This is a genomic window from Corynebacterium guaraldiae, assembly GCF_053480195.1.
The window spans coordinates 14,630-38,817 of sequence record NZ_JBRBAU010000018.1 but is presented as its reverse complement, the minus strand read 5'-3'; the positions used below and the strand labels follow the sequence as shown (position 1 = coordinate 38,817).

At 59.9% G+C, this 24,188-nt stretch carries 21 protein-coding genes; 16 read left to right on the top strand and 5 right to left on the bottom strand.

Annotation, left to right across the window (positions count from 1 at the left end; all coding sequences use genetic code 11):
* Window positions 1-183: 183 nt before the first annotated feature.
* The gene (locus ACUY3D_RS11765) at window positions 184-1,560 is read right to left on the bottom strand and encodes a glycoside hydrolase family 183 protein (protein WP_193629405.1); all 1,377 of its coding nucleotides are present in this window, start codon (window positions 1,558-1,560) and stop codon (window positions 184-186) included.
* A gap of 104 nt (window positions 1,561-1,664) precedes the next feature.
* Between ACUY3D_RS11765 and ACUY3D_RS11760 the strand changes: the two genes are divergently transcribed.
* The 4 genes from ACUY3D_RS11760 to ACUY3D_RS11745 all read left to right on the top strand — a co-directional run bounded on the left by ACUY3D_RS11760 (window position 1,665) and on the right by ACUY3D_RS11745 (window position 5,354).
* Window positions 1,665-2,027, top strand: a complete 363-nt coding sequence (locus tag ACUY3D_RS11760) for a DUF4259 domain-containing protein (protein WP_193634440.1) — start codon at window positions 1,665-1,667, stop codon at window positions 2,025-2,027.
* A gap of 88 nt (window positions 2,028-2,115) precedes the next feature.
* Entirely contained in the window at window positions 2,116-4,209 is a 2,094-nt protein-coding gene (gene uvrB, locus ACUY3D_RS11755) for an excinuclease ABC subunit UvrB (RefSeq protein ID WP_448241159.1), read from the top strand.
* Between the two features lie 114 nt (window positions 4,210-4,323).
* Window positions 4,324-4,770, top strand: coding sequence for a universal stress protein (locus ACUY3D_RS11750; protein ID WP_070523204.1), 447 nt, complete (start codon window positions 4,324-4,326; stop codon window positions 4,768-4,770).
* A 143-nt stretch (window positions 4,771-4,913) separates the two neighbouring features.
* A complete protein-coding gene (locus ACUY3D_RS11745; protein ID WP_010190091.1) occupies window positions 4,914-5,354 on the top strand; it encodes a universal stress protein in 441 nt (146 codons plus the stop codon).
* Window positions 5,355-5,439: 85 nt separating this feature from the next.
* Here ACUY3D_RS11745 and ACUY3D_RS11740 read toward each other — a convergent pair whose 3' ends face one another.
* The 4 genes from ACUY3D_RS11740 to ACUY3D_RS11725 all read right to left on the bottom strand — a co-directional run bounded on the left by ACUY3D_RS11740 (window position 5,440) and on the right by ACUY3D_RS11725 (window position 10,470).
* Window positions 5,440-6,456: an App1 family protein phosphatidate phosphatase gene (locus ACUY3D_RS11740; protein WP_070624015.1), complete on the bottom strand. Its 1,017-nt coding sequence runs from the start codon at window positions 6,454-6,456 to the stop codon at window positions 5,440-5,442.
* Between the two features lie 10 nt (window positions 6,457-6,466).
* On the bottom strand, window positions 6,467-8,707 hold the full coding sequence (locus tag ACUY3D_RS11735) for a HelD family protein (RefSeq protein ID WP_448241158.1): 2,241 nt from the start codon (window positions 8,705-8,707) through the stop codon (window positions 6,467-6,469).
* Window positions 8,708-8,848: 141 nt separating this feature from the next.
* The gene (locus tag ACUY3D_RS11730; RefSeq protein ID WP_448241157.1) at window positions 8,849-9,772 is read right to left on the bottom strand and encodes a DoxX family protein; all 924 of its coding nucleotides are present in this window, start codon (window positions 9,770-9,772) and stop codon (window positions 8,849-8,851) included.
* Between the two features lie 95 nt (window positions 9,773-9,867).
* On the bottom strand, window positions 9,868-10,470 hold the full coding sequence (locus ACUY3D_RS11725; RefSeq protein WP_448241156.1) for an MBL fold metallo-hydrolase: 603 nt from the start codon (window positions 10,468-10,470) through the stop codon (window positions 9,868-9,870).
* A gap of 76 nt (window positions 10,471-10,546) precedes the next feature.
* Here ACUY3D_RS11725 and uvrA point away from each other — a divergent pair, with 76 nt between their 5' ends.
* From uvrA to argJ, 12 genes are all read left to right on the top strand, one after another.
* Window positions 10,547-13,384 (top strand): excinuclease ABC subunit UvrA, encoded by a 2,838-nt coding sequence (gene uvrA, locus ACUY3D_RS11720; RefSeq protein ID WP_448241155.1) that lies wholly within the window; start codon window positions 10,547-10,549, stop codon window positions 13,382-13,384.
* Window positions 13,384-14,364, top strand: a complete 981-nt coding sequence (locus ACUY3D_RS11715; protein WP_448241154.1) for a serine hydrolase — start codon at window positions 13,384-13,386, stop codon at window positions 14,362-14,364. The genes uvrA and ACUY3D_RS11715 overlap by 1 nt, the downstream gene beginning before the upstream one ends.
* Before the next feature lie 206 nt (window positions 14,365-14,570).
* Complete coding sequence (gene infC / locus ACUY3D_RS11710) at window positions 14,571-15,140, top strand: translation initiation factor IF-3 (protein ID WP_083299163.1); 570 nt, start codon at window positions 14,571-14,573, stop codon at window positions 15,138-15,140.
* A gap of 36 nt (window positions 15,141-15,176) precedes the next feature.
* The gene (gene rpmI / locus ACUY3D_RS11705) at window positions 15,177-15,371 is read left to right on the top strand and encodes a 50S ribosomal protein L35 (protein WP_010190075.1); all 195 of its coding nucleotides are present in this window, start codon (window positions 15,177-15,179) and stop codon (window positions 15,369-15,371) included.
* Between the two features lie 56 nt (window positions 15,372-15,427).
* Entirely contained in the window at window positions 15,428-15,811 is a 384-nt protein-coding gene (gene rplT, locus ACUY3D_RS11700; protein WP_005323264.1) for a 50S ribosomal protein L20, read from the top strand.
* A 205-nt stretch (window positions 15,812-16,016) separates the two neighbouring features.
* Complete coding sequence (locus ACUY3D_RS11695; protein WP_448241153.1) at window positions 16,017-16,481, top strand: TM2 domain-containing protein; 465 nt, start codon at window positions 16,017-16,019, stop codon at window positions 16,479-16,481.
* Window positions 16,482-16,585: 104 nt separating this feature from the next.
* Complete coding sequence (locus ACUY3D_RS11690) at window positions 16,586-17,386, top strand: TrmH family RNA methyltransferase (RefSeq protein WP_394574297.1); 801 nt, start codon at window positions 16,586-16,588, stop codon at window positions 17,384-17,386.
* Window positions 17,387-17,483: 97 nt separating this feature from the next.
* Window positions 17,484-18,530, top strand: coding sequence for a phenylalanine--tRNA ligase subunit alpha (gene pheS, locus ACUY3D_RS11685; protein ID WP_448241152.1), 1,047 nt, complete (start codon window positions 17,484-17,486; stop codon window positions 18,528-18,530).
* A 29-nt stretch (window positions 18,531-18,559) separates the two neighbouring features.
* Window positions 18,560-21,076: a phenylalanine--tRNA ligase subunit beta gene (pheT, locus tag ACUY3D_RS11680; RefSeq protein ID WP_448241151.1), complete on the top strand. Its 2,517-nt coding sequence runs from the start codon at window positions 18,560-18,562 to the stop codon at window positions 21,074-21,076.
* A 173-nt stretch (window positions 21,077-21,249) separates the two neighbouring features.
* Window positions 21,250-21,702 (top strand): hypothetical protein, encoded by a 453-nt coding sequence (locus tag ACUY3D_RS11675; RefSeq protein WP_101735718.1) that lies wholly within the window; start codon window positions 21,250-21,252, stop codon window positions 21,700-21,702.
* Between the two features lie 195 nt (window positions 21,703-21,897).
* Window positions 21,898-22,941 (top strand): N-acetyl-gamma-glutamyl-phosphate reductase, encoded by a 1,044-nt coding sequence (gene argC / locus ACUY3D_RS11670; protein WP_070529924.1) that lies wholly within the window; start codon window positions 21,898-21,900, stop codon window positions 22,939-22,941.
* Between the two features lie 84 nt (window positions 22,942-23,025).
* Window positions 23,026-24,183, top strand: coding sequence for a bifunctional glutamate N-acetyltransferase/amino-acid acetyltransferase ArgJ (gene argJ / locus ACUY3D_RS11665; RefSeq protein ID WP_448241150.1), 1,158 nt, complete (start codon window positions 23,026-23,028; stop codon window positions 24,181-24,183).
* Window positions 24,184-24,188 lie beyond the last annotated feature (5 nt).

Genomic DNA, 24,188 nt, shown 5'->3' with positions numbered 1-24,188 from the left:
CCTTTCTACGCTTATGCAATGGAATAGCCATCCGGCTATTCCACCGCCGCAAACGTCCAAAAAGCCACTAGACATCCCGTCCAAAAACATCCTGGACTCCGTGTCCAAAAAGTCGCTAGACATCACAGCGCCCGCCTAGGTTAGGCACGCAACTTCCTAGCAACAGTTTTCTGGCAGAAGCTCCTAGCGCGTTGCTACGACGTCAGAGACTGCGATGTGGTCGTTGTTTTCCATGTCCTCGCCCACGAAATCAAGGTCAGTGCGCATCAGCATGGTGTTGTAATCGTGCCACGATGTCAGCGTGTAATACAGGTGCTGGTCATCCTGGTCTGGCAGCACGAAGGGCGCGTACGTGTCGTTGAGTGGCTCGCCGCTGACAACCTCGGTGGTCTTCGCGCCCACAAGCATGCGGCGCGGCGACCACGGTCCTTCGGGGCTATCCGCGGTGCGCATGACGATGCCCTCTCCCTCCACTCCATACATGGTGACGTACTTGCCCAAGTAGTGGTTGTAGGCCACGGAAAGCTCGGAGACCTTGCCATCGAGCACCTCGGTGGCCCGCGCGGGATCCTTCACCCATGAGCCATCTGAGTAGTAGCTGAAGGCATCTTCGTTGGGGAATTCAGATTTCAACGCGCGGGATAAATATGCCGGGCCACGGCGGCCGTTTCCGGTGGAGTAACGGTAGATATAGTCGTCGTGCTCGATGAAGGCCGATTGCTGCAGCTTTTCGAACCCTGGGCGGTAGTTTGCGCCGCCGGGAATGGGAGCGTTCGTCCCGTGGCTAGCGTTAGTGCGTGTGGCCTCCGGTACCGCGCGCCACGTGACTCCGCCGTCGGTCGACTTCACGGTCCCACCAAAGTTGGTTGACCAGCCGGTTTTCGGGTCGTGCCAAGAGCGCACGGACATGTAGTCGATGTAGTGCACGCCGTCGACCACGATGCCCGCTGTGGGGATGGTGGTGCGCTCGCCGTTGGTATCTTGATCTCCCACCTTTTGGGAGGGGATGAACTCCTTTGCGCGGCCATTGGCGGACCATCCGGAATTAGTCAGCGCCTCCTCCAGACGTAGGCCATCACCGTAGTCGTGGTCGCTCGTGCGCAAGAGGAGGTTGGAACGCCACCCATCACCGTCGCTCGAACAATCCATGGAATCGCCGAAGACGTAGTAGGAGCGGCCCGCGTTGTCAGAGTAGGCAATGCCGAGGTCGGTTCCGGAAATGTCGAATTTTTGGTCGGTGCGGTTCGGGGAACCGGAACCGGTGATGAGCTGCATGATTTGGGTCGGTCCGCCGGTGATTTGGCGCTGGTTATAGTTGCTGCGCTGTGGTGCTGCGGAGTCACCTGAACTGCTCGAACGGGAGGAGCTCCCCAGCAGCGCGTCGAGCCCTCCTAGCGAAGAGCCGCCTCCCGGCCCGGAGGCCTCGGGCTTCGACGTGAAGCTACCGGACTTCGAATAGGCCGTACACGGAGAAGCTTGGGCGGTGGGCGTGTGGGACACGATAGCGACGGGCACGAGACCGGCGATGGTCACTGCGCTGGCGAGGGAACGAAACTTCATGCCAGCCGATTCTAAAGGAGAGCGGCAACTTTTAAAGCATATGGTGGCTAAAATTTACCTTGTGCTCGTGCCCCGTTCATCTTGAGTGCTTAATCTGCCCCTCCATGGGAACCTGGGACGTTGGGCCTTTTGATAATCACGCCGCGTGCGAAGTGCTCGCGGAAATTCGTGATGGCTCTTTCGACCTCGACACGTTTAAGAAAAGCTGCGTGGATTCTCCCATCGATGTTGACGACGCCGAGGTCGTCATCGCCTTAGGCGCACTGGCGACGTCCCCGGCGGACAAACTTCCCGCTGGAGTCAGTGTCGAATCCGTTAAAGCGCTGCGCACACCGCAGACTCGGGCCTGGCTGCGCAAGAAAATTAACACAGCGATGGAGCCCAATAATTCCCCGATCTATGCACTGTGGGAAACCACGGGTGAGTTAGATCTGTGGCTGCGCACGACGCGTGCTGTATTGCCCTAAACCGTTCTCTCTTGCCTCACACAGTGGCTGGGTTGTTGAGCTGCCGGGACCTAGCAGGTTTAGGCTTCGGCGCGTTAGACTGGTCGGCATGGCTTTTGCTGCTGAACACCCTATCCTGCCGGTCTCGGAACACCGCCCCGTCGGTGAAATCGAACGGCGCTCGGCCGATTTTCGTGTTGAATCAGAGTACCAGCCCGCAGGCGACCAACCCGCCGCCATCGCGGAACTGGATGAGCGGCTGAGTCGCGGCGAGCGCGACGTCGTCCTCATGGGTGCCACGGGTACCGGTAAGTCCGCTACTGCCGCGTGGCTCATTGAAAAACAGCAGCGCCCAACCCTGGTGATGGCGCCGAATAAGACGCTGGCGGCCCAGTTGGCAAATGAGCTGCGTCAGCTCCTCCCGCACAACGCCGTTGAGTACTTCGTTTCTTACTACGACTACTACCAGCCGGAAGCCTATATCGCGCAGACGGATACCTATATTGAGAAGGACTCCTCCATTAATGAGGACGTGGAACGCCTGCGCCACTCCGCCACCTCGGCGCTTCTTTCTCGCCGCGACGTTGTCGTGGTGTCCTCTGTGTCCTGCATCTATGGCTTGGGCACGCCGCAGTCCTACCTCGACCGTTCGGTCGTGCTGGAGGAAGGGGAGGAGATCGACCGCGATCGCTTCCTGCGCCTGCTCGTGGATATCCAGTACGAGCGCAATGACGTAGGTTTTACGCGCGGAACCTTTCGCGTCAAGGGCGATACCGTGGATATCATCCCCGCCTATGAGGAGCGCGCGGTGCGCATCGAATTCTTCGGCGATGACGTGGACGAGCTCTACTACATCCACCCGTTGACGGGCGATGTTCTCGAGCGAGTCGACGAGGTGCGAATCTTCCCCGCGACTCATTACGTGGCGGGTCCAGAGCGCATGGCGCGGGCCATCGAGGACATCAAGGAAGAACTTGCGGAACGCCTCGCCGAGCTGGAGAACCGCGGCAAGTTGCTCGAAGCACAGCGCCTGCGAATGCGCACCGAATACGACCTCGAGATGATCGAGCAGGTGGGCTTTTGCTCCGGCATTGAGAACTATTCGCGCCACGTTGACGGGCGCCCCGCCGGTTCGGCGCCGGCGACGCTCTTGGATTACTTCCCAGAGGACTTCCTCACCATCATCGATGAGTCCCACGTGACCGTCCCGCAGATCGGCGGCATGTTTGAGGGTGATATGGCCCGCAAGCGCAACCTCGTGGAGTTTGGCTTCCGTTTGCCGTCTGCTGTGGATAACCGTCCGCTCACCTTTGATGAGTTCGAAGAGCGCGTGGGGCAAACGGTCTACATGTCGGCCACGCCTGGTGATTTCGAGATGACGGCCTCCGGCGGCGAGTTCGTGGAACAGGTCATTCGCCCCACCGGCCTGGTGGATCCCAAGGTGACGGTCAAACCCACCAAGGGCCAGATCGATGACCTCATCGATGAGGTCCGCGCCCGCACCGCTAAGCAGGAGCGTGTATTGGTCACCACCTTGACTAAGCGCATGGCAGAAGACCTCACTGATTACCTTCTGGAGCATGGCATCAAGGTGCGCTACCTCCACTCGGATATCGATACGCTGCAGCGCGTGGAGCTACTGCGGCAGCTGCGCTTGGGTGAATTCGATGTGCTCGTTGGTATTAACCTGCTGCGCGAGGGCCTCGACCTTCCCGAAGTCTCACTCGTCGCTATTTTGGACGCAGACAAGGAAGGCTTCCTGCGTTCCACCACTTCGCTCATCCAGACAATTGGCCGCGCCGCCCGAAACGTGTCCGGTGAGGTCATCATGTACGCAGACAAGATTACGGACTCGATGCAGGAAGCCATCGAGGAGACTGAGCGCCGCCGTGAAAAGCAGATTGCCTATAACAAGGAACACGGCATCGACCCGCAGCCATTGCGCAAGAAGATCGCTGACATTTTGGACCAGGTCTACGACAACGCCGATGAACAGGAGCAGGGGGCGGACCCCACGGCAATCGTCGAGAAGCCCGATGTGTCTTCCATGGCTGCCGACGAGGTGCAGGCGCTTATCGACGACCTGACGATCCAAATGCGCGAAGCCGCCCGAGAGCTTAAATTCGAGCTGGCGGGGCGCTTGCGCGATGAAATCGCGGACCTGAAGAAGGAGCAACGTGGACTCAAAGAGGCCGGGATTTAACAGTCTGGGCCGGCGTACTGAGACCTCGTTAGTGCACTGGGCGGGTAACACCACACTCAGTGCCGGCAGCCGTGCCATACTGTTAGGGATTAACCACTAGTTATAAGGAGAATCATGCTGAGCTACAACGTCATCGCCGTGGGAACCGATGGATCACCGACATCCCTGCGTGCCGTCCGTTCTGCCGCATCTATGGCGCGTGCTTATGATGCGACGTTGATCATCGTGTCTGCTTTCTACAACCACTCCGGTTCGATGCTCGGCGCACCGAACGCAGAGGACGCCCGCGTGCCCGTTGTCAGCGAGGAAATGTCGGAGAATTTCCTCAACAATGCCGCGGAGATCGCGCACGGCGAGGGCGCGAAGCGCATCGAGATCATCGCTAAGTCTGGCGACCCTGTGAACTCACTCATCGAGGTGGGCAAGGACTATGACGTCGACTTGTTCGTGGTGGGTAACAAGGGAATCCATTCAGTTCGCGGCCGGGTATTCGGTTCCGTTGCGACGGAGCTAACCCGTAAGGCCCACGCGGATGTTGTGGTGGTCAACACCACTGAGTAAGCGCCGGGACCCAGTCGGGTGCACAGCACACGCGCTGATCGACGCGAACACGCCAGCGTTGTTAGACTAGCGGGTGCGCAAAAGCTTTTAGAATTTTGTTTAGCGGTGGCCTCAAGGTTGGGGCCCAGCGAAGAAAGGTCATCATGAGCGATTACAACAAGATCGTGGTCGGTACCGACGGTTCCAAGTCCTCCCTGCTCGCAGTGGAGCGCGCCGCCAAGATCGCCGCAGCCTTCGATGCCACCCTCATCATCGGTTGCGCCTACTACGAGAACCAGGAGCAAGCCTCCAAGACACTGCGCCAGGATTCAGTGACGATTCTCGGCGATGAGAAGGCTCAGGCCAACCTCGCCTCCGGTAAGGAACACGCAGAGAAGTTCGGCGTGACGAAGGTGGAGACCGCTGTGCGTCCGGGCACCCCGGTTCAAGCCCTGATGTCGATCGTCAACGACAACAAGGCTGACCTGCTCATCGTTGGTAACCGCGGAATTAATTCTTTGACCGGCCGTCTGCTCGGTTCGGTTCCGGCGGATGTCGCGCGTCAGTCTGATTGTGACGTCATGATCGTCCACACCGTGAACTAAGCCTTCTCGGGCTACGGCGCGCACACGCCCCAGAAACTTCTTCGTCGGAAGTCTCTGGGGCGTGTTTGCGCGTTGTGGTGCTTTTCTAAGAGCCGAACCGAAGCTTGCGATAGGCGCGGGCGAGGGCGTTACCGTCGGCGCCTTGAATGAGCGGGATATCGAAAGAAGACTCTTTGTTGACCTTGACCAAGGGAGCAAGCGAGCCATGGGAGAGCAGCTGCTCTTGTGGCGTGAGGTTGCGTATTGCTACCGCTGCCACACGGTCGGGATGCTCCGCCGCGGCGTCGGCATAAGTCAGAGGATCGTGCTGCCCATCATCACCGATGAGAAGCCAGCGCAATTTGGGGAAAGCAATGAACAAATTGCGCAGTTGGACGCGCTTGTGTTCTTGGCCATTGCGGAAAAGACCGGTGGGCGTTGGGCCCCAGTCGGTGAGCAACAGTGGGCCACGTGGGAAGCCGTTCTCCGCCATGAAATTGACCAAGGTGTCATAGGTATTCCACGCACCGGTGGAGAGGTAGACGAAGGGAACCTCTGGGTGCTGTTGAGAGATCTCCCGGTAGAAACTGGCCATGCCTTCGACGGGGGTTCGCGTATTGGTGCGCTTTACCCAGGAATTCCACGCTGCAATCATGGCTCGCGGCAGCCAGGTCACCATGATGGTGTCATCGATATCGCTGACCACACCGAATGTCGTGTCTTTGTCCACGATGAGGACTTCCGCGCGCACCTCGTCTGCGCCTTTGGCGCGAATGGTGACGTCGTGCCAGCCAGGTTCTAGCCCGTGATCATGGACGAGGACATCGATATAGCCGTTGTCGTTCGTGGTGCCCGGCACCGTCTTACCACCAACTGTTACTTCGACCTCGTGGTGCGTGACCTGGATGGTGAAGAATTGGCGGTATCCGCGTTGGGTCCACGTATCGCGTTCCTCAGCCTTGGGATCGTGCATGAGCACGCGGCCAAGCACATGGACAAAGTCCTCGTTGCCGTAGCCGGCATAGCCAGTAATGCTGGGTTGCCAGCCTTTGCGTGCGGAGTGCTTAAGTGAGAATGCATTCGCGGTGGATTCGACTTTGCGGGCGATATCGGAAAGTGCCATGCGCACCAGACTAACCGAAAACCTCCGCGTAACGGCCGGCGATGGTCAAGGACTGCGTCGCGCGCGTGAGGGCCACGTAGAGGTTGTGCAAACCTTGCGGTGATGCTGCCACGATGTCATCCGGGTTGACTACGGTGACGTGGTCAAACTCTAGTCCCTTGGTGTGCTCAACGTTGGCCGCAGTGATCACAGCCCGCAGGCGCCCTTCATCATCCTGGAAGGTAGCTGGCTCAAGGTCGTCCGTATCATCGCGCCAGATGACGTCCACGCCGTCGCGGACAGCGATACCTGGCGTCGCTTCGGGGTTGATGGATTCCAAGAGTTGATTGGCCAATTCGGTAATTGGGCGCGGGGTGCGGTAGTTGACGCTTAACCCGTGAAGCCGAAAGCGCTGGCCGACGAACGGCTCGAGCGTGTCCGCCCAATCATCGACGCCGGCAGGGGCACCGGTCTGGGATGTGTCGCCCACGAGAGTCATCCATCGCGAGGGGCTACGGCGAAAAATCATGCGCCATTCCATCGGGGTGAGTTCTTGGGCCTCGTCGACGATGACGTGCCCGTAGGCCCACGTGTAGTCTTCACGGGCGCGCTGGGCGGTGGTGCGGGAGTCCCGAACCTCGTGGCGTCGAGCGAGGTGCTCGGCGTCGATGACGTCGTGGGCAGAGAGAATCTCTGCTTCGAACATGTCGTCATCGTTGTCGGTGGAATCGGAAGAGCTCAGGATATCGAGTGCGTCTTCTGCCTCTGCGACCTGCTCGCGCCATTCTTTTTCTTCGGCGACACGTTCTGCTTCGGGGTCGGGCATGCCGATGAGAACTGCAAGTTCGTCGAGAAGCGTGGCGTCGGAAGGCGCCCAAGCTCGGCCGTCCTCACGGTAGAGCGCACTGCGGGTTTCATCATCATAGTCGCCGGCCGCCGAATCGATGCGTTCGGTGCTGCTGAGGAGATCGGCGAGGACATCGGTGGGTGTCAGGTGGGGCCAGAACTCGTCGATGAGCTCCAGCACCTGGGGTTCTTCCGCGAGGTCGTCGTGGAGCTGATCCACATCCGCGCGGGAGAGCAGGTTGTTGCCGCCGAGAGGGTCAGCGCCAATGCGTTCAGCCATCTGCTGGGCCAGTGACTCGGTGAGGTGTTCCGCAAACGCTGCCTGGGCATCGTTGTGTGGTTTGCGCGAGCGCCGTGCACGCGTCCGTGCTGCCTTGACCATCTGTGGGTCCACGGTGAGCTCGAGCCGATCGATTTCGAGCGTGCGCGATTGTTCCGGCAGGCGCTGATAGTCCTTCACCGCGTTGCCGAGGATCTCCACCATGGCCGCGGAACCCTTGATTTCGCGCGCGAGCAGGGACTCAGGGTGAGTAGCTTCAATGCCGGGGAAGAGGGAAGAGATGGTAGAAAGCACAACGCCGGTTTCACCAAGCTCCGGAAGCACCCGGGAGATGTACTCCAGGAAGGTGGAGTTGGGACCTACGATGAGCACACCCGTGGCGGCTAGCTGTTCGCGGTAGGTGTAGAGCAAATAGGCCACACGGTGCAGTGCCACCGCCGTCTTGCCGGTTCCTGGCCCGCCTTCGACCACCATGACGCCGCGCGTGCTGTCACGGATGATTTCGTCCTGCTCCCTCTGAATGGTTTCCACAATGGAAGGCATGTGCCCAGTGCGGGCCTGTTGCATGACGTGGTGGAGGGCGGACTCACTGGCAACGTCGCTGCTGTCGGTGTGTGACTCGCCTTCGAGAACTTCGTCGCTGATTCCGGTTACCGTGCGCCCAGTAGTCCTGATGTGCCGGCGGACGTGGACTCCCTCGGGGTGCGCGGTGGTGGCAAGGTAGAAAGGTCGCGCCATCGGGGCGCGCCAATCCAGAAGGAGCGTGCGGTAATCCTCCTCGCGGGCATCGAGCCCCATGCGGCCGATATAGCGGCGGTCTAGTCCCTCCGGGGTGGGGTTATCACCGGGCGCGTCAATGTCGATGCGCCCAAAAACTAGTCCGAGTTGGGCGATGTTTAGACGGTCCAGCTTGGCCTGCAGCCCGTGATACTCGGTTTCGCGGCGCACCAGAGCATCGGCATCCGGGGTATGCGGATCGACGGCGGCCTGTACCTCATTGAGGCGTTCATTTGCGGCGTGGACCTCGTTATCGAGACGCGCAAAAAGGCCATCGACGTAGGCTTGTTCGCTGGCAATCTCGGTGCGCGGATCGTTTGCTTGAGCACCAGGGTTTTCGGTGCGAGGCGCGGATGAAGATTCAGACACAAGGCTCCTTGGGCGCGTTTGAAGGCTTCTCCTGGGTGGAAAAGAACAACGGCCCAGCATACTAGCTGAGCCGTTGTTGTCTCCACCGCTTCCATGTATCGCGGTGCGTTGCGGGGCTATCCGCAGCCTGAGGCGAGGTGTTTAGAAGCGGTCACCAAACTTTTTGAAAGCCTTATCGAGCTTCTTGGAAGCTTCCTTCTGCAGCTTTTCTGCGCGCTTGCGAGCCTTCTTCTGGGCGCGCTTGCTATCAAGCGAATCGGCCTTGGCTAGGGCCGCGTCAGCGCGGTCCTGTGCCTTGCCGGCCGCCTTGACTAGGCCCTTGCGAGCGGTAGCGGAGTTCTCGCGTGCAGCGTCGAGCCAGTCATCCTTGTTGTCGTCGATGAACTCGCGCGCGGTCTCGGCGGTGTCCTCGACAAAGGTGCGAGCAGATTCGAGGAAATCGCGACCGGTGGACTCCCAATCATCGCGGTTATCTTCGACGTAGTCCTTGGCAGTCTCGAACCAGTCAGTGGCCTTTGCCGTGACATCAGAAGAAATCTCATTGGCGCGGGTGGAGAGGTCCTCCGCAAACTTCTGCTGCTCGGACTTGCCCGGCAGTGCCTGCTGGATCTTCTTGTTTGCGCGCTCGGAAGCCTTGGCAGCGCGCCAACGCACAGAGGGCTTGCCTTCGGTGTCCTGGGTAACGATGGCCAGGGCACCGAGCAGAGCGGTGTTGGTAATGAAGCCGTTGCGCTGTGCTTCCTTTTCTTCCTTGGAATCTGCGGTCCAGAAAGCATTTCCAACCAAGTTGGGGACGTGAGTCAGCGCCAGCACGGCAGCGGAGGTGCGCGGTGCTTTGCCCAGCGCCAAGCTTGTGCCCGCGACGGTCTTTGCGCCGCCGAGCGCGCGGGTAACCAACTCGGGGTCGTTAGGGATGTAGCCTGCGTACTCGCGCGGCAGCACCTTGCGCAGGCGCTTGAGCACGGACTCGGTGTCCGCGACGTGCTCCGAGGTGTTGCGGAGCGTATCCACACCATCCCAAATGAACACGGAGGCCAGCATAGGACGAGCAAACTTACGAATCATGATGTGCTCCATTCGATAGATCTATAAAGACGTTCGACACACCATAGTACGCGGATTAAACAACTGTTGCTGTAAGCGCAGCAGTTAACACGTAGTTACCAACGCCGCTCCCACCACTCGTCTAGGTGCGGGCGCTCTGCACCGAGCGTTGTGGGCGCTCCGTGCCCAGGGCGGACGATCGCTTCGTCGGGGTAAACACCAAAGAGCCGCTGCGTGACATCCTTGTACAGGCGCACGAAGTCACCTTCCGAGGTGGTTTTCCCTACGCCGCCGGGGAAGAGGGAATCGCCGACGAAGAGGTTTGTGACACCGTCAATCTCCGCTGCAACCGCTGCACCGCCTGGAGTGTGTCCGCGCAAAATGATGACGGGTAAGTCGAAGCCGGCAAAAGGCAGAGTATCGCCATGCTCGAGCTCTACGTCGACGGGCGCGGGCAGGGCAGGGGAGTCAAGGAAAGAGGCGTAGTGCTCGGCGCCGGTTGCGTCCAAGACTTCTTTCAGTGCACGCACGTGGTCCCAGTGGCGGTGGGTGGTAAGCACGGAGGTGATCTTTACCCCGTGATCGGCGGCTAGAGAAAGAAGTGCGGGGGCGTCAGCAGAGGCGTCGATAAGCAGCGCTTCTTCGCCCGCACACAGTAGGTAGCAATTGTTGTCCATATCGGACACGGAAGTTTTGTGAAGCTTAAGGGCGTTGTTCATAAGTCCAACCATACGGGTACATTCTGATTGAGAACTCTCTGAACACACATACATTTGTGTAGGAAGGCAGCAACTAGTGGCTGATCGTTTGGTCGTACGCGGCGCGCGTGAGCACAATCTCAAGGGCGTGGACATCGATATTCCGCGCGACAAATTGGTGGTGTTTACCGGCCTATCTGGCTCGGGCAAGTCCTCGCTTGCTTTCGATACCATCTTTGCCGAGGGCCAGCGGCGCTACGTTGAGTCCTTGAGTTCCTATGCGCGCATGTTCCTTGGTCAGATGGATAAGCCAGACGTTGAGTTCATTGATGGGCTTTCTCCGGCGGTGTCCATTGACCAAAAGTCCACCAATCATAACCCGCGCTCAACAGTGGGAACCATTACCGAGATCTATGATTACCTGCGTCTGCTTTTCTCCCGCGCGGGTACTGCGCACTGCCCTGAGTGCGATGCCGTCATTGAGCGTCAAACCCCGCAGCAAATCGTGGATGAGGTTTTAAGCCATGAGGAAAAGCTTAAGTTCCAGGTCCTCGCACCGGTTGTGCGCCGCCGTAAAGGCGAGTTCGTTGATCTCTTCGCGGACCTCGCAGCGCAGGGCTATTCACGCGTTCGGGTGGATGGTGAGCTCTACCAGCTCAGTGATCCACCCAAGCTAAAGAAGCAGATTAAGCATGACATCGATGTCGTCGTGGACCGTCTGCAGGTCAAGGCTTCCCAAAAGCAGAGGCTGACGGATTCCGTGGAGACTGCTCTGCGCTTGGCTGATGGCCTGGTAACCCTGGATTTCGTCGACCGGGAAGAGCTCACTCACACCTACTCGGAGAAGGCCGCCTGCCCCAACGGCCACACGCTGACCATTGAGGAATATGAGCCGCGCGCCTTCTCCTTCAACGCACCTTTCGGTTCCTGCCCGGTGTGTGACGGTTTGGGCACCCGCCTTGAGGTCGACGTTGATCTGCTGATCCCAGACCCGGATGCTCCGGCTGTGGAGGCCATCCAACCGTGGACGTCGAGTCCCAATGCGAGGTACTTCGTCAAGCTTGTCGAAGGCCTAGCCAAGACCCTCGACTTCGATCCCCGCACACCGGTTTCTGAGTTGACCGAGGAGCAGCGCCACGCCTTGATTTATGGCACTGACGTGGAAGTCAGCGTGCGCTACAAGAACCGCTATGGCCGCCAACGCAATTGGTCCGCACCTTTTGAAGGTGCCATCGGATTCCTGGAGCGCAAGCTTGATCAGGCTGATTCCGAATCGCAGAAGGACCGCCTGCTTCAGTACACCCGTCGCGTTCCTTGTAATGCCTGCGACGGCACGCGCCTCAAGCCCGAAATCCTGGCGGTGCGCTTAGCCTCGACCGCTCACGGTGAGCAGTCCATCGCGGGCCTGACGGCACTGTCCATCGAGGAGGCAGCAGAATTCCTCGACTCGCTTGTTCTGGGCCACCGCGAGGAGATCATCGCTGGTGCTGTACTAAAGGAAATCCAGGCGCGCTTGCGCTTTCTTCTCGACGTCGGCCTGAACTACCTCACCCTCGACCGCGGCGCCTCCACGCTGTCCGGTGGTGAAGCGCAGCGCATCCGCCTCGCCACCCAGATTGGTTCCGGCCTGGCGGGAGTTCTCTACGTGCTCGATGAGCCCTCCATCGGCCTACACCAGCGCGATAACCAGCGCCTCATCGCCACGTTGAAGCGCCTGCGCGATATCGGAAACACCTTGATCGTGGTGGAGCACGATGAAGACACCATTCGGGAGGCGGACTGGCTTGTCGACGTCGGGCCGCGCGCCGGCGAGTACGGCGGAACGGTGGTCTATCAGGGTGAACCCGCCGGTATCGAAGCCGTGGAGGAATCGCTCACTGGGCAATACCTCTCGGGCAAGAAGAAGCTCGCTGTCCCCGATACGCGCCGCGCGATCGAACCTGAGCGCATGCTCAAGGTGGTCGGCGCCCGCGAGAATAACCTCAAGGGCATTGACGTGGAGATCCCCCTGGGCGTCCTCGTCTGCGTTACAGGCGTGTCCGGTTCCGGAAAGTCCACCGTGGTCAACCAAATTCTGGCCAAGACCCTGGCCAATAAGCTCAACCGCGCCCGCCAGGTGCCGGGGCGAGCCAAACGCGTCGAGGGCGTGGAGCACCTTGACAAACTCGTGCAGGTGGACCAGAGCCCCATCGGGCGCACCCCGCGCTCGAATCCGGCGACGTACACAGGGGTCTTCGACAAAATCCGCAACCTCTTCGCGGAAACCCAGGAAGCCAAGGTTCGCGGCTACAAGCCGGGCCGGTTCTCCTTCAATGTCAAGGGCGGACGCTGCGAAGCGTGCCAAGGTGACGGCACCATCAAGATTGAGATGAACTTCCTGCCCGATGTCTACGTGCCCTGTGAAGTATGCGAGGGCGCACGCTATAACCGCGAGACCCTGGAGGTTCTCTATAAGGGTAAGAACATTGCTGAGGTTCTCAACATGCCGATTTCAGAGGCCGCAGAGTTCTTTGAGCCCATCACCTCCATTCACCGCTACCTCAATACCTTGGTGGAGGTGGGCCTTGGATACGTCCGCCTGGGTCAAGCTGCTACAACACTTTCCGGCGGTGAAGCACAGCGCGTGAAGCTGGCATCTGAGCTACAAAAGCGCACGAATGGGCGCACGGTCTACATCTTGGATGAGCCGACGACGGGCCTGCACTTTGAGGACATCCGCAAGCTCATGCTCGTCATCCAGGGCCTGGTGGATAAAGGCAACTCCGTTATCATCATCGAACACAACCTGGACGTCATTAAGGCCGCGGATTGGATCGTTGACATGGGCCCCGAGGGCGGCTCCGGCGGCGGTACCGTTGTGGCTCAGGGCACGCCAGAAGATGTGGCACAAGTGGAAGGCTCCTATACGGGAGGGTTCCTCAAGGAGATGGTGTGATGGTAGGGCAGAAGCTCACGCACGCGGCCGCGGTGGCTCTCGGTCTTGCCGCGGCTACAACTGCGGCGGGCTGTTCTGCCCCGGATAGGGATGCAATGCAGGAAGCTCCAGAAACATCTAGTGAGGGGGTTAAGAACAGCTACGGCCTCGATGCGGAGCTGCGCGCCGTCGTCGCAGACGTCGAAAGCGAGTATGACGTTCAAGCCGGAGTGTCAGTGGCGGATCAACAGGGAACATTCAACGCTGGACTAAGGGGCGAAGAGCCTGCATGGTCAACCGTAAAGGTGCCGATCGCCATCGCGGCTTTGCGCGACGAGGCTAGCCCTGAGCTTGTGGACCTCGCCATTAAGGAATCAGACAATGATGCCGCCTACGCACTGTGGTCCCACGTTCGTTGGACCGAGGGGGACGCGGGAAGCGCAGTCAAGGCTCTCTTGAAGGAATACGACTCATCCGGCGAATTTGAGGAACCATTTGGATATTCCACGTGGTTGCTCGAAGAGCAGGCCAAGTTTGGCGCACACTTGCCGTGTATCCCCGAAGCCGCGCAGGTTTATGACGCGATGGATGACATCGTGGAATGGCAAGACAATGGACTCGACCGCCTCCCGCATACCCGGGCCAAAGGCGGCTGGGGGCTTTCCGAGGAGGACAACGGGTATACCCACCGCCAGATTGGGGTCCGGGAAACCGAGGGGGTCGGTAAGGATGCCGATGGCACGGTGGGATTGGCCATTGAGGTCACCATGCCCGGCGACTACGCCGAGGAGGCTATACCCGCTCTTAACTTGCTTGCTTCAGGCCTAGACCGTGTTGTCACCGAGGCTCTGAAGGAGGGCGCGCTAAAGCCCTTGGTTGGTTGTGCGCCGTCTGGCGCAGCGCCGAGGGCTAGGGAGGCGTCGGCAAGCGCAGCTTCGAAGAGGCAAGGTGCGTCGGCCGAAACAACCACTAACTCACCTGCACGCCGATTTGGTGATTGATGCATGTGGTGTTAGAGTAGTGCGCACTACCGCCCGTAGCGCCTCCTCCAGGAGGTACTTGGGCCGCAAGCGGAGTTTCTCCCACCTGAGGCCGCGTAGGAATCACCATTCCAGCGCAGGATAAAGGTTAAGAGTAGGCGCCACATGGTGGTGCGTGCTTGAAAAAGAAACTCCCGGATGCCACTGGCGCCGGGATTTATTCGTTTGTGGCCTCGGTAGGCACACTACTAGCCCCACAATCGAGGAGAACCACAATCAGCGCTGAAGCTCGCATTAATGAGCGCATCCGAGTACCCGAGGTCCGTCTTGTTGGCCCCGGTGGTGAACAGGTGGGCATCGTCCGTACTGACGATGCTCGCAAGCTCGCGTACGAAGCGGATCTTGACTTGGTCGAGGTTGCACCGAACGCGAAGCCGCCCGTAGCCAAGATCATGGATTACGGCAAGTTTAAGTACGAGCAGGCCCAGAAGGCCCGCGAGTCCCGTAAGAATCAGCAGCAAACTGTGGTGAAGGAACAAAAGTTCCGTCCGAAGATTGATGATCACGATTACGAGACGAAAAAGGGCAACGTGGTGCGCTTCCTGGAGAAGGGTTCCAAGGTAAAGGTGACCATCATGTTCCGTGGCCGCGAGCAGTCGCGTCCGGAGCTGGGTTTCCGCCTGTTGGAGCGTTTGGCTGACGACGTCGCAGAGGTCGGCGTTGTGGAGTCGCGTCCCAAGCAGGATGGTCGCAACATGACCATGGTTCTTGGACCCGTCCGCAAAGGCAAGAAGTAGACCACGCTCCACTTAGGATTTAAGGATTTAATTCTCATGAAGCAGAAGACTCACAAGGGCACCGCCAAGCGCATCAAGGTGACTGGCTCCGGCAAGCTGCGCCGCGAGCAGGCTAACCGCCGCCACCTCCTGGAGGGCAAGCCGTCCAAGCGCACCCGTCGTCTGAAGGGCACCGAGGACGTCGCCAAGGCAGACACCAAGCGCGTCAAGCGCCTTCTCGGCCGCGCATAGTCAGCGCCGAAACTCCCATCCCCACACACTCACAATCAAGATAAGGAAGTATTACTGTGGCACGAGTAAAGCGCTCAGTTAACGCCAAGAAGAAGCGTCGCGCAATCCTGAAGTCCGCTAAGGGCTACCGCGGTCAGCGCTCCCGCCTTTACCGCAAGGCCAAGGAGCAGTGGCTGCACTCCATGACTTACGCTTACCGCGATCGTCGCGCCCGTAAGTCCGAGTTCCGCAAGCTGTGGATCCAGCGCATCAACGCTGCTGCTCGTATGAACGACATCACCTACAACCGCCTCATCCATGGCCTGCGCCTGGCTGAGATCGAGGTTGACCGCAAGATCCTCGCCGAGCTTGCAGTTAATGACTTCGAGGCTTTCTCCGCACTGTGCGAGGCTGCTAAGGCTGCACTTCCGGAGGACGTCAACGCTCCGAAGGCTGCCTAAGCGCCGCGCGTAGACGCCAGATGAACCCACCGCCTCTGATGGAGGGGCGGTGGGTTTTGTCGTTGTGGGAGTAATACCCGCAAGAACCCTCAAGCGCTGCTTCTCCCGAGGGATTGTGTTACATTGCACAGTACTGTCATGAAAGCCGCCTGCCCTTAGTCCTTGGGGCTGGCCAGAGATACATGGTGTGAAGGAGAGAAGAGAAATGACCAACCCGAACAACGCTTATCAGCCCAATGGCGGCGCTTCTAATGGAGGACAACCGCAACAGGCAAACCCCTTCGGGTCTTCGAACGACCAGTACGGATATAGCGTGGCCCCGTATGGTGGTTCGCAGTCGCCTCAGAGTGTTCCAGCGCAGCAGGACGCTTACCAGTCACACTACGGCCAGCAGCCACAAGCCGCAGGAGAGCAAAAGTCATGGGTAGTAGCATTGCTCTTGTGCTTCTTCTTGGGTGAATTGGGAGTTCATAACTTCTACCTCGGCCGCACGAAGCGCGGTATGTGGCAGCTGGCTCTTGCCGTCGTCGGCCTTATTACTTCCTTTATCATCATTGGTATTTTCCTCGTCGCTGGTTTGGTGATCTGGAAGTGGGTCGAGCTCGTGTTCATCGCCGGTGGTTTCTCCAATTACGATAAGGACGCAAACGGCGTACCGCTGAAGAAGTAACCGTCTGCAGAGAATCGCGGAGAATACTCATCCCGCTTGCCCGCCCGAACGTGGTGGGCAAGCGGGACTTTTCAATGTGAAGCTCGGTCGGTACCGTCACATACATGGATCTGGATTTCTCCTCTGCTTTTACCGAACGCACGCCGCGCGTAGTCAATGCGGCCAAGCTGCACCGCGCGGCCAACCGTCGTAAGGCGGAGCGCTTCATCATCGAGGGCGAAAACGCTGTGGACGCGGCGGTGTCCACGGGGGCGGCGACTGACGTCTTCGTGACGGAACGAGCCGCCGAGCGCTTCGCCCACATCGTGCAAGCCTGCGGGTATATGGACGTCTATGTCCACCCCATCACGGATAAGGCGGCCAAGCACCTTTCTGATACCGCGACGAGCACCGGGCTCTTCGCCGTGTGCCGCCCCGTCCTGTGGAGCGCCGGCAAGATTCTGGCGGGCAAACCACAGCTGGTCTCAGTCCCAGTGCTGACGTCTGAGCCTGGCAACGCAGGTACCCTGATTAGGACTTCGGACGCCATGGGGGCGGACGGTGTCATCTTCGCCGGTGAGACGGTCGACCCTTTGGGCTGCAAGGTCGCGCGCGCGTCGGCGGGGTCGCTGTTCCATGTACCCGTTGCTCGCGACCCCAACATCAAGGACGTCCTGGGCAAGCTGCGCTCTTCCGGGATGCAGGTGCTAGCCACGGCTGCTGGTGGTGAAGTAGATCTAGCTGATGCAGATCTGAGCCAACCCACCGCCTGGTTGTTCGGTAACGAAGCACATGGACTGGGCGAGCTCTTGGACGAAGCTGACATGCGTGTGCGCATTCCGATTCTTGGGCGTGCAGAGTCGCTCAACCTGGCTACGGCCGCCAGCATTTGTCTTTATGAATCAGCCAAGCAACAGAACAGCTAGCCCTGCTCTGTGACTAGGGCTGGTGGCCACAGTAGTCGTTAAGCACGGTAAGATAGCTCGCGTTAGTTTTTGTGCGAGAAGAAGGTAATCAAGGCACGTGTCCGATACACCTCAGATCGAATTGACCGAAGAGGCCCTGGGGGCCGCCGCGGAGAAGGCCATTGCCGCCTTCGAGGCTGCATCCGACCTCGACGAGCTCACCTCCGCCCGCCGCGAACACCTTGGTGACGGTGGCTATATTCCGCAGGCCCGCCAGTCGCTGGGCCAGTTGCCCAAGGATCAGCGCAAGGACGCCGGTCGTGCGGTAAACATGGCCCGCGGCAAGGTGGAAAAGCGCTTTGCGCAGATTCGTGAAGTGCTGGAGCAGGAGGCTCGCGCCGCTCAGCTGAAGGCGGAGAAAGTCGATGTCACCGTCCCCACCACGCGGGCGCAGACTGGTGCTTTGCACCCTATTACTGCGTTGTCGGAGCGTATCGCCGACATCTTCGTGGGCATGGGCTGGGAGATTGCCGATGGCCCGGAGGTTGAGGCCGAGTACTTTAACTTTGATGCGCTGAACTTCAAGCCCGATCACCCTGCGCGTACGTTGCAGGACACTTTCCATGTGGGCAAGGAAGGCTCCAAGCAGGTCTTGCGTACGCATACCTCGCCGGTGCAGGTACGCACGATGCTTGAGCGTGATGTACCGCTGTACATTGCTTGCCCGGGTCGTGTTTTCCGCACCGACGAACTCGATGCCACCCATACTCCGGTCTTCCACCAGGTGGAGGGCCTAGCAGTGGACAAGGGGCTGACCATGGCCCACCTTCGCGGCACCCTGGAGCACCTAGCCAAGGTTCTTTTTGGCCCCGAGACCACCACCCGCATGCGCGTGAACTACTTCCCGTTCACCGAGCCCTCGGCCGAGGTCGATGTGTGGTTCCCGAATAAGAAGGGCGGCCCCGGCTGGATCGAGTGGGGCGGCTGCGGCATGGTCAACCCCAACGTTCTGCGTGCCGTGGGCATCGACCCCGAGGAGTACACAGGTTTCGCCTTCGGCATGGGCCTTGAGCGCACCTTGCAGTTCCGCAATGGTCTGACCGATATGCGTGACATGGTTGAAGGCGATGTTCGCTTCACCCTGCCCTTCGGCGTGCAGGCATAGGAACCCAGAGAAAGGATAGAGAGAAAACAATGCTTATTTCCCAAGACTGGGTTACCCGCATCCTGGGCACCGCGAATTCCGGCTGGAGCGTACCTTCCGAAGAGTTGGACTCCGGCTTTGTCCGTGTTGGTTTTGAAACTGAGGGATTTGAGGCCCTCCCAGAGACGACCGGCCCGCTGGTTATTGGCCAGGTCGTCGAGATTGAAGAGCTCACGCAGTTCAAGAAGCCAATCCGTTATTGCCAGGTCAACGTTGGCCACGCAAATGGCACCGGCGAGCTGCAGGGCATCATCTGTGGTGCCCGCAATTTCCGTCTCAATGACTATGTCGTGGTCTCCCTCCCAGGTGCTGAGCTGCCCGGCGGCTTCAAGATTGCTTCCCGCGAGACCTATGACCATATCTCCAACGGCATGATGTGCTCCGCCGCTGAGCTCGGGTTCGGCGACAAGGCCAACGGCATTATCGTTCTGGGGGACGAGGTGGCGGACAAGGTCGGCGAGGACGCCCGCCCCATCATCGGTCTGGCTGATACCGCCTTCGACGTCAACATCACCCCGGATCGCGGCTACGCTCTCTCCGCGCGCGGTTTGACCCGCGAGGTGGCTTCGGCGTTTGACCTCACCTTCCCGGACGCGGCTCAGGACCCGAGCGCGGCCGGTGTGGATATCTCGGCTGTTCCTCAGGCACAGGGCGCGCTTATCGACGTTGACCTGCGCGAGGAAACCAAAGCCCAGCGCTTCGGTCTGCGCAAGGTCACCGGTATCGACCCCGCTGCCCGAACTCCATTTTGGATGGAGCGCGAGCTCATGTTGTCCGGCCAGCGCAGCGTTAACGTGGCCACCGACGTCACGAACTACGTCATGCTGTTGCTGGGTGCCCCGATGCACGCCTTCGATGCCAATGTGGTCAGCGGCAACCTCGTGGTGCGCAATGCCGCAGAAGGGGAGAAGTTCGAGACCCTAGATCACGTCAAGCGTGAGCTGTCGGCTGGTGACGTGGTCATCTGCGATGACAACGGCATTCAGTCCCTTGCCGGTGTCATGGGCGGTACGACCTCAGAGATTTCCGATGAGACCACGGATGTCTACTTCGAGTCCGCCATCTGGGATCCGATCACCGTGGCCCGGACCTCTCGCCGTCACAAGCTTTCCTCTGAGGCGTCCCGCCGCTTCGAGCGCGGCGTCGACCCGGCCATCATCGAGGTCGCCCTCGACGTCGCCTGCGCGCTGCTGCAGCAGATTGCTGGCGGCACCATCGAGGCTGGCAGGACGCTCGTGGGAGACGTCGCCAAGCGAGAGCCCATCACCCTGCGCACCGTCAAGCCCAGCGAATACGCCGGCGTGGAGTACTCCCGCGACACCATTATCCAGCGCCTGCGCGAGGTGGGCTGCGACGTCACCGACAACGGTGATGAGCTGCAAGTTACCCCGGCGACGTGGCGCACGGATATCTCCATGGACGTCGACCTCATTGAGGAAGTCCTGCGCCTAGAAGGGCTAGAGGACATTCCCACTGTGCTGCCGACCCCGGCAGGCGGTCGCGGTCTGACGCCGGCCCAGAAGCGCCGCCGCGCTATTGGCCACGCTTTGGCCTATGCCGGTTATGCCGAGGTCTTGCCGGCGCCGTTTATCCCGAACGACACCTTCGATACATGGGGCTTGGACAAGGAGGATCCGCGACGTCAGACGGTGGCCGTGCAGAATCCTCTCGAGTCCGACAAGGCCATTCTGTCCACGACGTTGCTCCCGAACCTTCTTGAGGCCATCGCGCGCAACGTGGCCCGTGGCCGAAGCGACCTTGCCCTTTTCGGTCTCCAGCAGGTGGCTTTCAAGCGCGCTGATGCGTCGCCGATGCCTTCGGTGGAGTCCCGCCCGGAGGAGTCCGTCGTGGCTGAGCTTTTGGAGTCCCTGCCTCTGCAGCCGCTGCACGTGGCTACGGTTGCTACCGGCAACATTGAGCACGAAGGTCCGTGGGGGACCGGCCGCGCGTATAGCTACGCAGATGCGATCGAGTCTGCGCGCCAGGTGGCTCGTTCCGCTGGTGTTGACGTTGCAGTTAAGGCAGCCGAACAGCTTCCGTGGCACCCGGGTCGCTGTGCTGCAATTGTCCTCGCCGATGATGAAGAGCAGGTCGTGGGTTATGCGGGTGAGCTGCACCCGCAGGTTCTTGAGGCTTTGGAGCTTCCTGCACGCACGTGTGCCATGGAGCTCGATGTTTCAGCACTGCCGTTGGAGGAAAAGTTCCCGGCACCTGTGCTGTCCTCCTTCCCGGCCCTGCACCAAGACATCGCGTTGGTCGTCGATGATGCCACCCCGGCTGAAGAGGTTCGTAAGGTCGTTGAGGAGGGCGCCGGTGAGCTGCTGGAGTCCGTGGAGCTTTTCGACGTCTTCCGCGGCGAGCAGCTTGGTGAGGGCAAGAAATCCCTTGCCTTCCAGCTTCTTTTCCGCGCTGATGACCGCACACTGACTGATGACGAGGCGAACCAGCATCGTCTGGCCGCTGCGGAGCTGGCTCAGCAGCGTCTCGGCGCACAGATGCGGGCTTAGCCTATCGACATCTCTTAATCCATCAACCCGGTTCACCCCGCAGGTGGGCCGGGTTTCCCTTTGCGCAAGCGTGCGAAGGCGTGGGGAAAGATCCCCCAGCGCTGGTAGGTGTGTGGTTTAGCTCATAGCCTCAGAGGGGCAGCGTTTCCAACCCCGAAAGGATTGTCTACACCATGCGTCTGTTGTCCCGCCTTACCGCCACCGCCGCCGTTGTCGGTGCACTCACAATTGCCCCACATGCCTCCGCCGACCTGTCCCAAGGCTTCTCCAATGCCGATGGCACCGTCAACTGTGAAAACGCGAATATCGAAGGAACCTACGTAGCATGTCTGTCCGAAGGCGCACGAGCTACCAGCCCGCAGTGCAACCCGCCGGGCCAACTGGCACCGCGTTTCATTTACCATGCAGGCCGATCTAAGGCTGATTGCTTCAACCAAGGGCTTACGACCACGAACTTTAAGCGTCTCCAGCCCGGCCAAGTTCACCAGTTCAATGAAGTCACCGCTATCGCTGATGCTCAGGGCGGCATCCACTTCGTCGGCCCACAGGGCTACCTAGGCTACGCAGGAAAGAAGGCCGTATCTGGTTCGGAAGGACTGGGGGACGTCTCCTCCCGCGTCATGTAACCCTAACTCAGTCCTCGTTTCATGAATGGACCCGGAGTTATCCGGCCCCGCGTCACCTCTATTTCCTAATCCACAGCTCGGATTCTCGCACTATACCGCGTGAATCCGAGCTTTGCCGTTCATGGAATGAAGAAATATGGCGGGTGTTTTCTTGAATAACATACGGCCGACTGCATTATTTGCTAGGGTGGCTGCATGAGTATTTCAGTAGCAATCGCCGGAGCCACAGGTTATGCAGGAAGCGAAATTCTACGCCTCTTGCTGTCGCACCCTGCGTACCTTTCAGGTGATCTGCGCATCGGCGCGCTGACGGGGCACTCCAATGCTGGCCAACGAGTCTCCGAACTCATGCCGCATTTGCCGCAGTTGGCAGACCGCGTCATCGAGGACACCACCCCAGAAGTCCTAGCCGGCCATGACATCGTATTCCTCGGTTTGCCGCACGGGCATTCGGCGGAGATTGGCCGTCAGCTGGGGGAGTCCGTCACCGTCATCGATTGTGCCGCCGATTTCCGCCTCCGCAACAAAGAAGATTGGGATGCATTCTATGGCGGTGAGTATGCCGGCGCGTGGCCTTACGGGATCCCGGAAGTTCCCGGCAACCGCGAGAAGCTCAAGGGCAGCAACCGCGTGGCTGTTCCAGGGTGTTTTCCCACCACGATTACCCTGGGGGCCCTTCCTGCCGTGGCGCAAGGGCTAATTGAGCCAGACCTGTCCGTCATCGCGATTACCGGCGTATCCGGAGCCGGTAAGAAGGCCTCCGTGGCTCAGTTGGGCGCGGAGACAATGGGCAACCTCAAGGCCTACAAGCCGGGTGGCACCCACCGCCACACCCCGGAAGTCCTGCAGAACCTGCAACCCTTTACTCAGGAGCCGGTGTCCGTGAGTTTTACTCCGGTGCTTGCCCCTCTGCCGCGCGGCATTTTGGCCACGATTACGGCGCCGCTGAAGGGGGGCGTCGATAAGCGCAGCGTTGCCCAGGCTTTCCGTGAGTTCTACGCCGACGAGCCATTTTGCCTTGTGCTTCCGGAAGGTCAGCAACCGCAAACCCAGAACGTGGTGGGCAGCAACATGGTTCATATTCAGGCACACGTGGATGAGCGCGCTAACCGTCTTGTCATCACTGCGGCTTTAGACAACCTATGCAAGGGCACCGCCGGCGCAGCCGTTCAGTGTATGAACCTCACCTTGGGCTGGGAGGAAACTCTGGGCCTGCCGCAGGCAGCCGTCGCCCCCTAGATAACCCAATACTCGCCCGCGCGTTCCTCGCGCTACGCAATCCCGCTGGAACTGTAGTTCCGCTTAGACAAGGAGAAGACAGAAATGATTACCGCACCCGCCGGCTTCCTCGCTGGCGCCACGACGGCTGGGATTAAGCCCTCCGGAAAGCCGGATATGGCCCTTGTGGTCAATCAAGGTCCCAACTTTGATGCAGCCGCAGTGTTTACCCGTAACCGCGTGGTGGCCGCTCCCGTGAAGCTTTCCCGTGCAGCAGTAGCGGACGGTGCCATCCAAGCCGTCATTTATAACTCAGGCAACGCGAATGCCTGCAACGGCGTGCAAGGGGACAAGGATGCGGCGGCGATGGTAGCCGCTGTCTCCGAGCACACAGATATCCCCGCAGCCAACATCGCGGCGTGCTCGACGGGTCTTATCGGAGAGCTGCTTCCCATGGAGAAGGCATTGGCCGGTATCGAAGCGGTTGCCGGGGATCTCGGTTCTGATGAATCGCACGGTCAGGCCGCCGCGGAGGCAATCATGACCACCGATACCGTGGTCAAAGAATCGCTCTTTAAGGCCGAGGGTTGGAGCATGGGCGCCATGGGCAAGGGCGTGGGCATGATGGCTCCCTCTCTGGCCACCATGTTGGTATGCGTGACGACGGATGCCGTGGCCTCCCCACAAGCCTTGCGTTCGGCGCTGCAGACCGCTAGTGATCAGACCTTCAACACGCTTGACGTTGACGGCTCGACCTCCACCAATGACGCGGTCATCATCCTGGCCTCTGGCGCTTCCGGTGTAGAGCCTAGCCAGGAAGAGCTGGATGCTGCTGTTCTGGCGGTGTGTTCCGATATCGCGGATCAGCTCCAGGCAGATGCCGAGGGGGTGACCAAGCGCGTGAAGATCACGGTCGAAGGAACCTCCACCGATGAACAGGCGCTGAACGCCGCGCGCACCTTGGGGCGCGACAACCTTTTCAAGTGTGCGATGTTCGGCTCGGATCCCAACTGGGGTCGCGTGCTCGCCGCAGTTGGCATGGCAGAGGCTGATATGGATCCGGAGAACATCTCGGTGTTCTTCAATAACCAGGCTGTGTGCGTTGGGTCCACCGGCGCGCCCGGCGCGCGTGATGTTGACCTTTCCGGGGCTGACATTGACGTACGCGTTGACCTAGGTACTGGTGGAAGCGGTACCGCTTTCGTGCGCACCACCGACTTGTCCCACGACTACGTGGAAATCAACTCCGCGTACAGCTCCTAAGAGAA

Excerpts from the sequence above, each read along its gene's own strand:
- ACUY3D_RS11695 (WP_448241153.1), top strand. The coding sequence starts at position 16,017 with ATGACCAACCCGAACAACGCTTATCAGCCCAATGGCGGCGCTTCTAAT.
- ACUY3D_RS11725 (WP_448241156.1), bottom strand. The coding sequence starts at position 10,470 with ATGAACAACGCCCTTAAGCTTCACAAAACTTCCGTGTCCGATATGGAC.
- argC (WP_070529924.1), top strand. The coding sequence starts at position 21,898 with ATGAGTATTTCAGTAGCAATCGCCGGAGCCACAGGTTATGCAGGAAGC.
- rpmI (WP_010190075.1), top strand. The coding sequence starts at position 15,177 with ATGAAGCAGAAGACTCACAAGGGCACCGCCAAGCGCATCAAGGTGACT.
- ACUY3D_RS11730 (WP_448241157.1), bottom strand. The coding sequence starts at position 9,772 with ATGATTCGTAAGTTTGCTCGTCCTATGCTGGCCTCCGTGTTCATTTGG.
- ACUY3D_RS11750 (WP_070523204.1), top strand. The coding sequence starts at position 4,324 with ATGCTGAGCTACAACGTCATCGCCGTGGGAACCGATGGATCACCGACA.
- ACUY3D_RS11715 (WP_448241154.1), top strand. The coding sequence starts at position 13,384 with ATGGTAGGGCAGAAGCTCACGCACGCGGCCGCGGTGGCTCTCGGTCTT.
- ACUY3D_RS11765 (WP_193629405.1), bottom strand. The coding sequence starts at position 1,560 with ATGAAGTTTCGTTCCCTCGCCAGCGCAGTGACCATCGCCGGTCTCGTG.
- ACUY3D_RS11740 (WP_070624015.1), bottom strand. The coding sequence starts at position 6,456 with ATGGCACTTTCCGATATCGCCCGCAAAGTCGAATCCACCGCGAATGCA.
- ACUY3D_RS11745 (WP_010190091.1), top strand. The coding sequence starts at position 4,914 with ATGAGCGATTACAACAAGATCGTGGTCGGTACCGACGGTTCCAAGTCC.
- uvrB (WP_448241159.1), top strand. The coding sequence starts at position 2,116 with ATGGCTTTTGCTGCTGAACACCCTATCCTGCCGGTCTCGGAACACCGC.
- argJ (WP_448241150.1), top strand. The coding sequence starts at position 23,026 with ATGATTACCGCACCCGCCGGCTTCCTCGCTGGCGCCACGACGGCTGGG.
- ACUY3D_RS11675 (WP_101735718.1), top strand. The coding sequence starts at position 21,250 with ATGCGTCTGTTGTCCCGCCTTACCGCCACCGCCGCCGTTGTCGGTGCA.
- ACUY3D_RS11690 (WP_394574297.1), top strand. The coding sequence starts at position 16,586 with ATGGATCTGGATTTCTCCTCTGCTTTTACCGAACGCACGCCGCGCGTA.
- pheT (WP_448241151.1), top strand. The coding sequence starts at position 18,560 with ATGCTTATTTCCCAAGACTGGGTTACCCGCATCCTGGGCACCGCGAAT.
- ACUY3D_RS11760 (WP_193634440.1), top strand. The coding sequence starts at position 1,665 with ATGGGAACCTGGGACGTTGGGCCTTTTGATAATCACGCCGCGTGCGAA.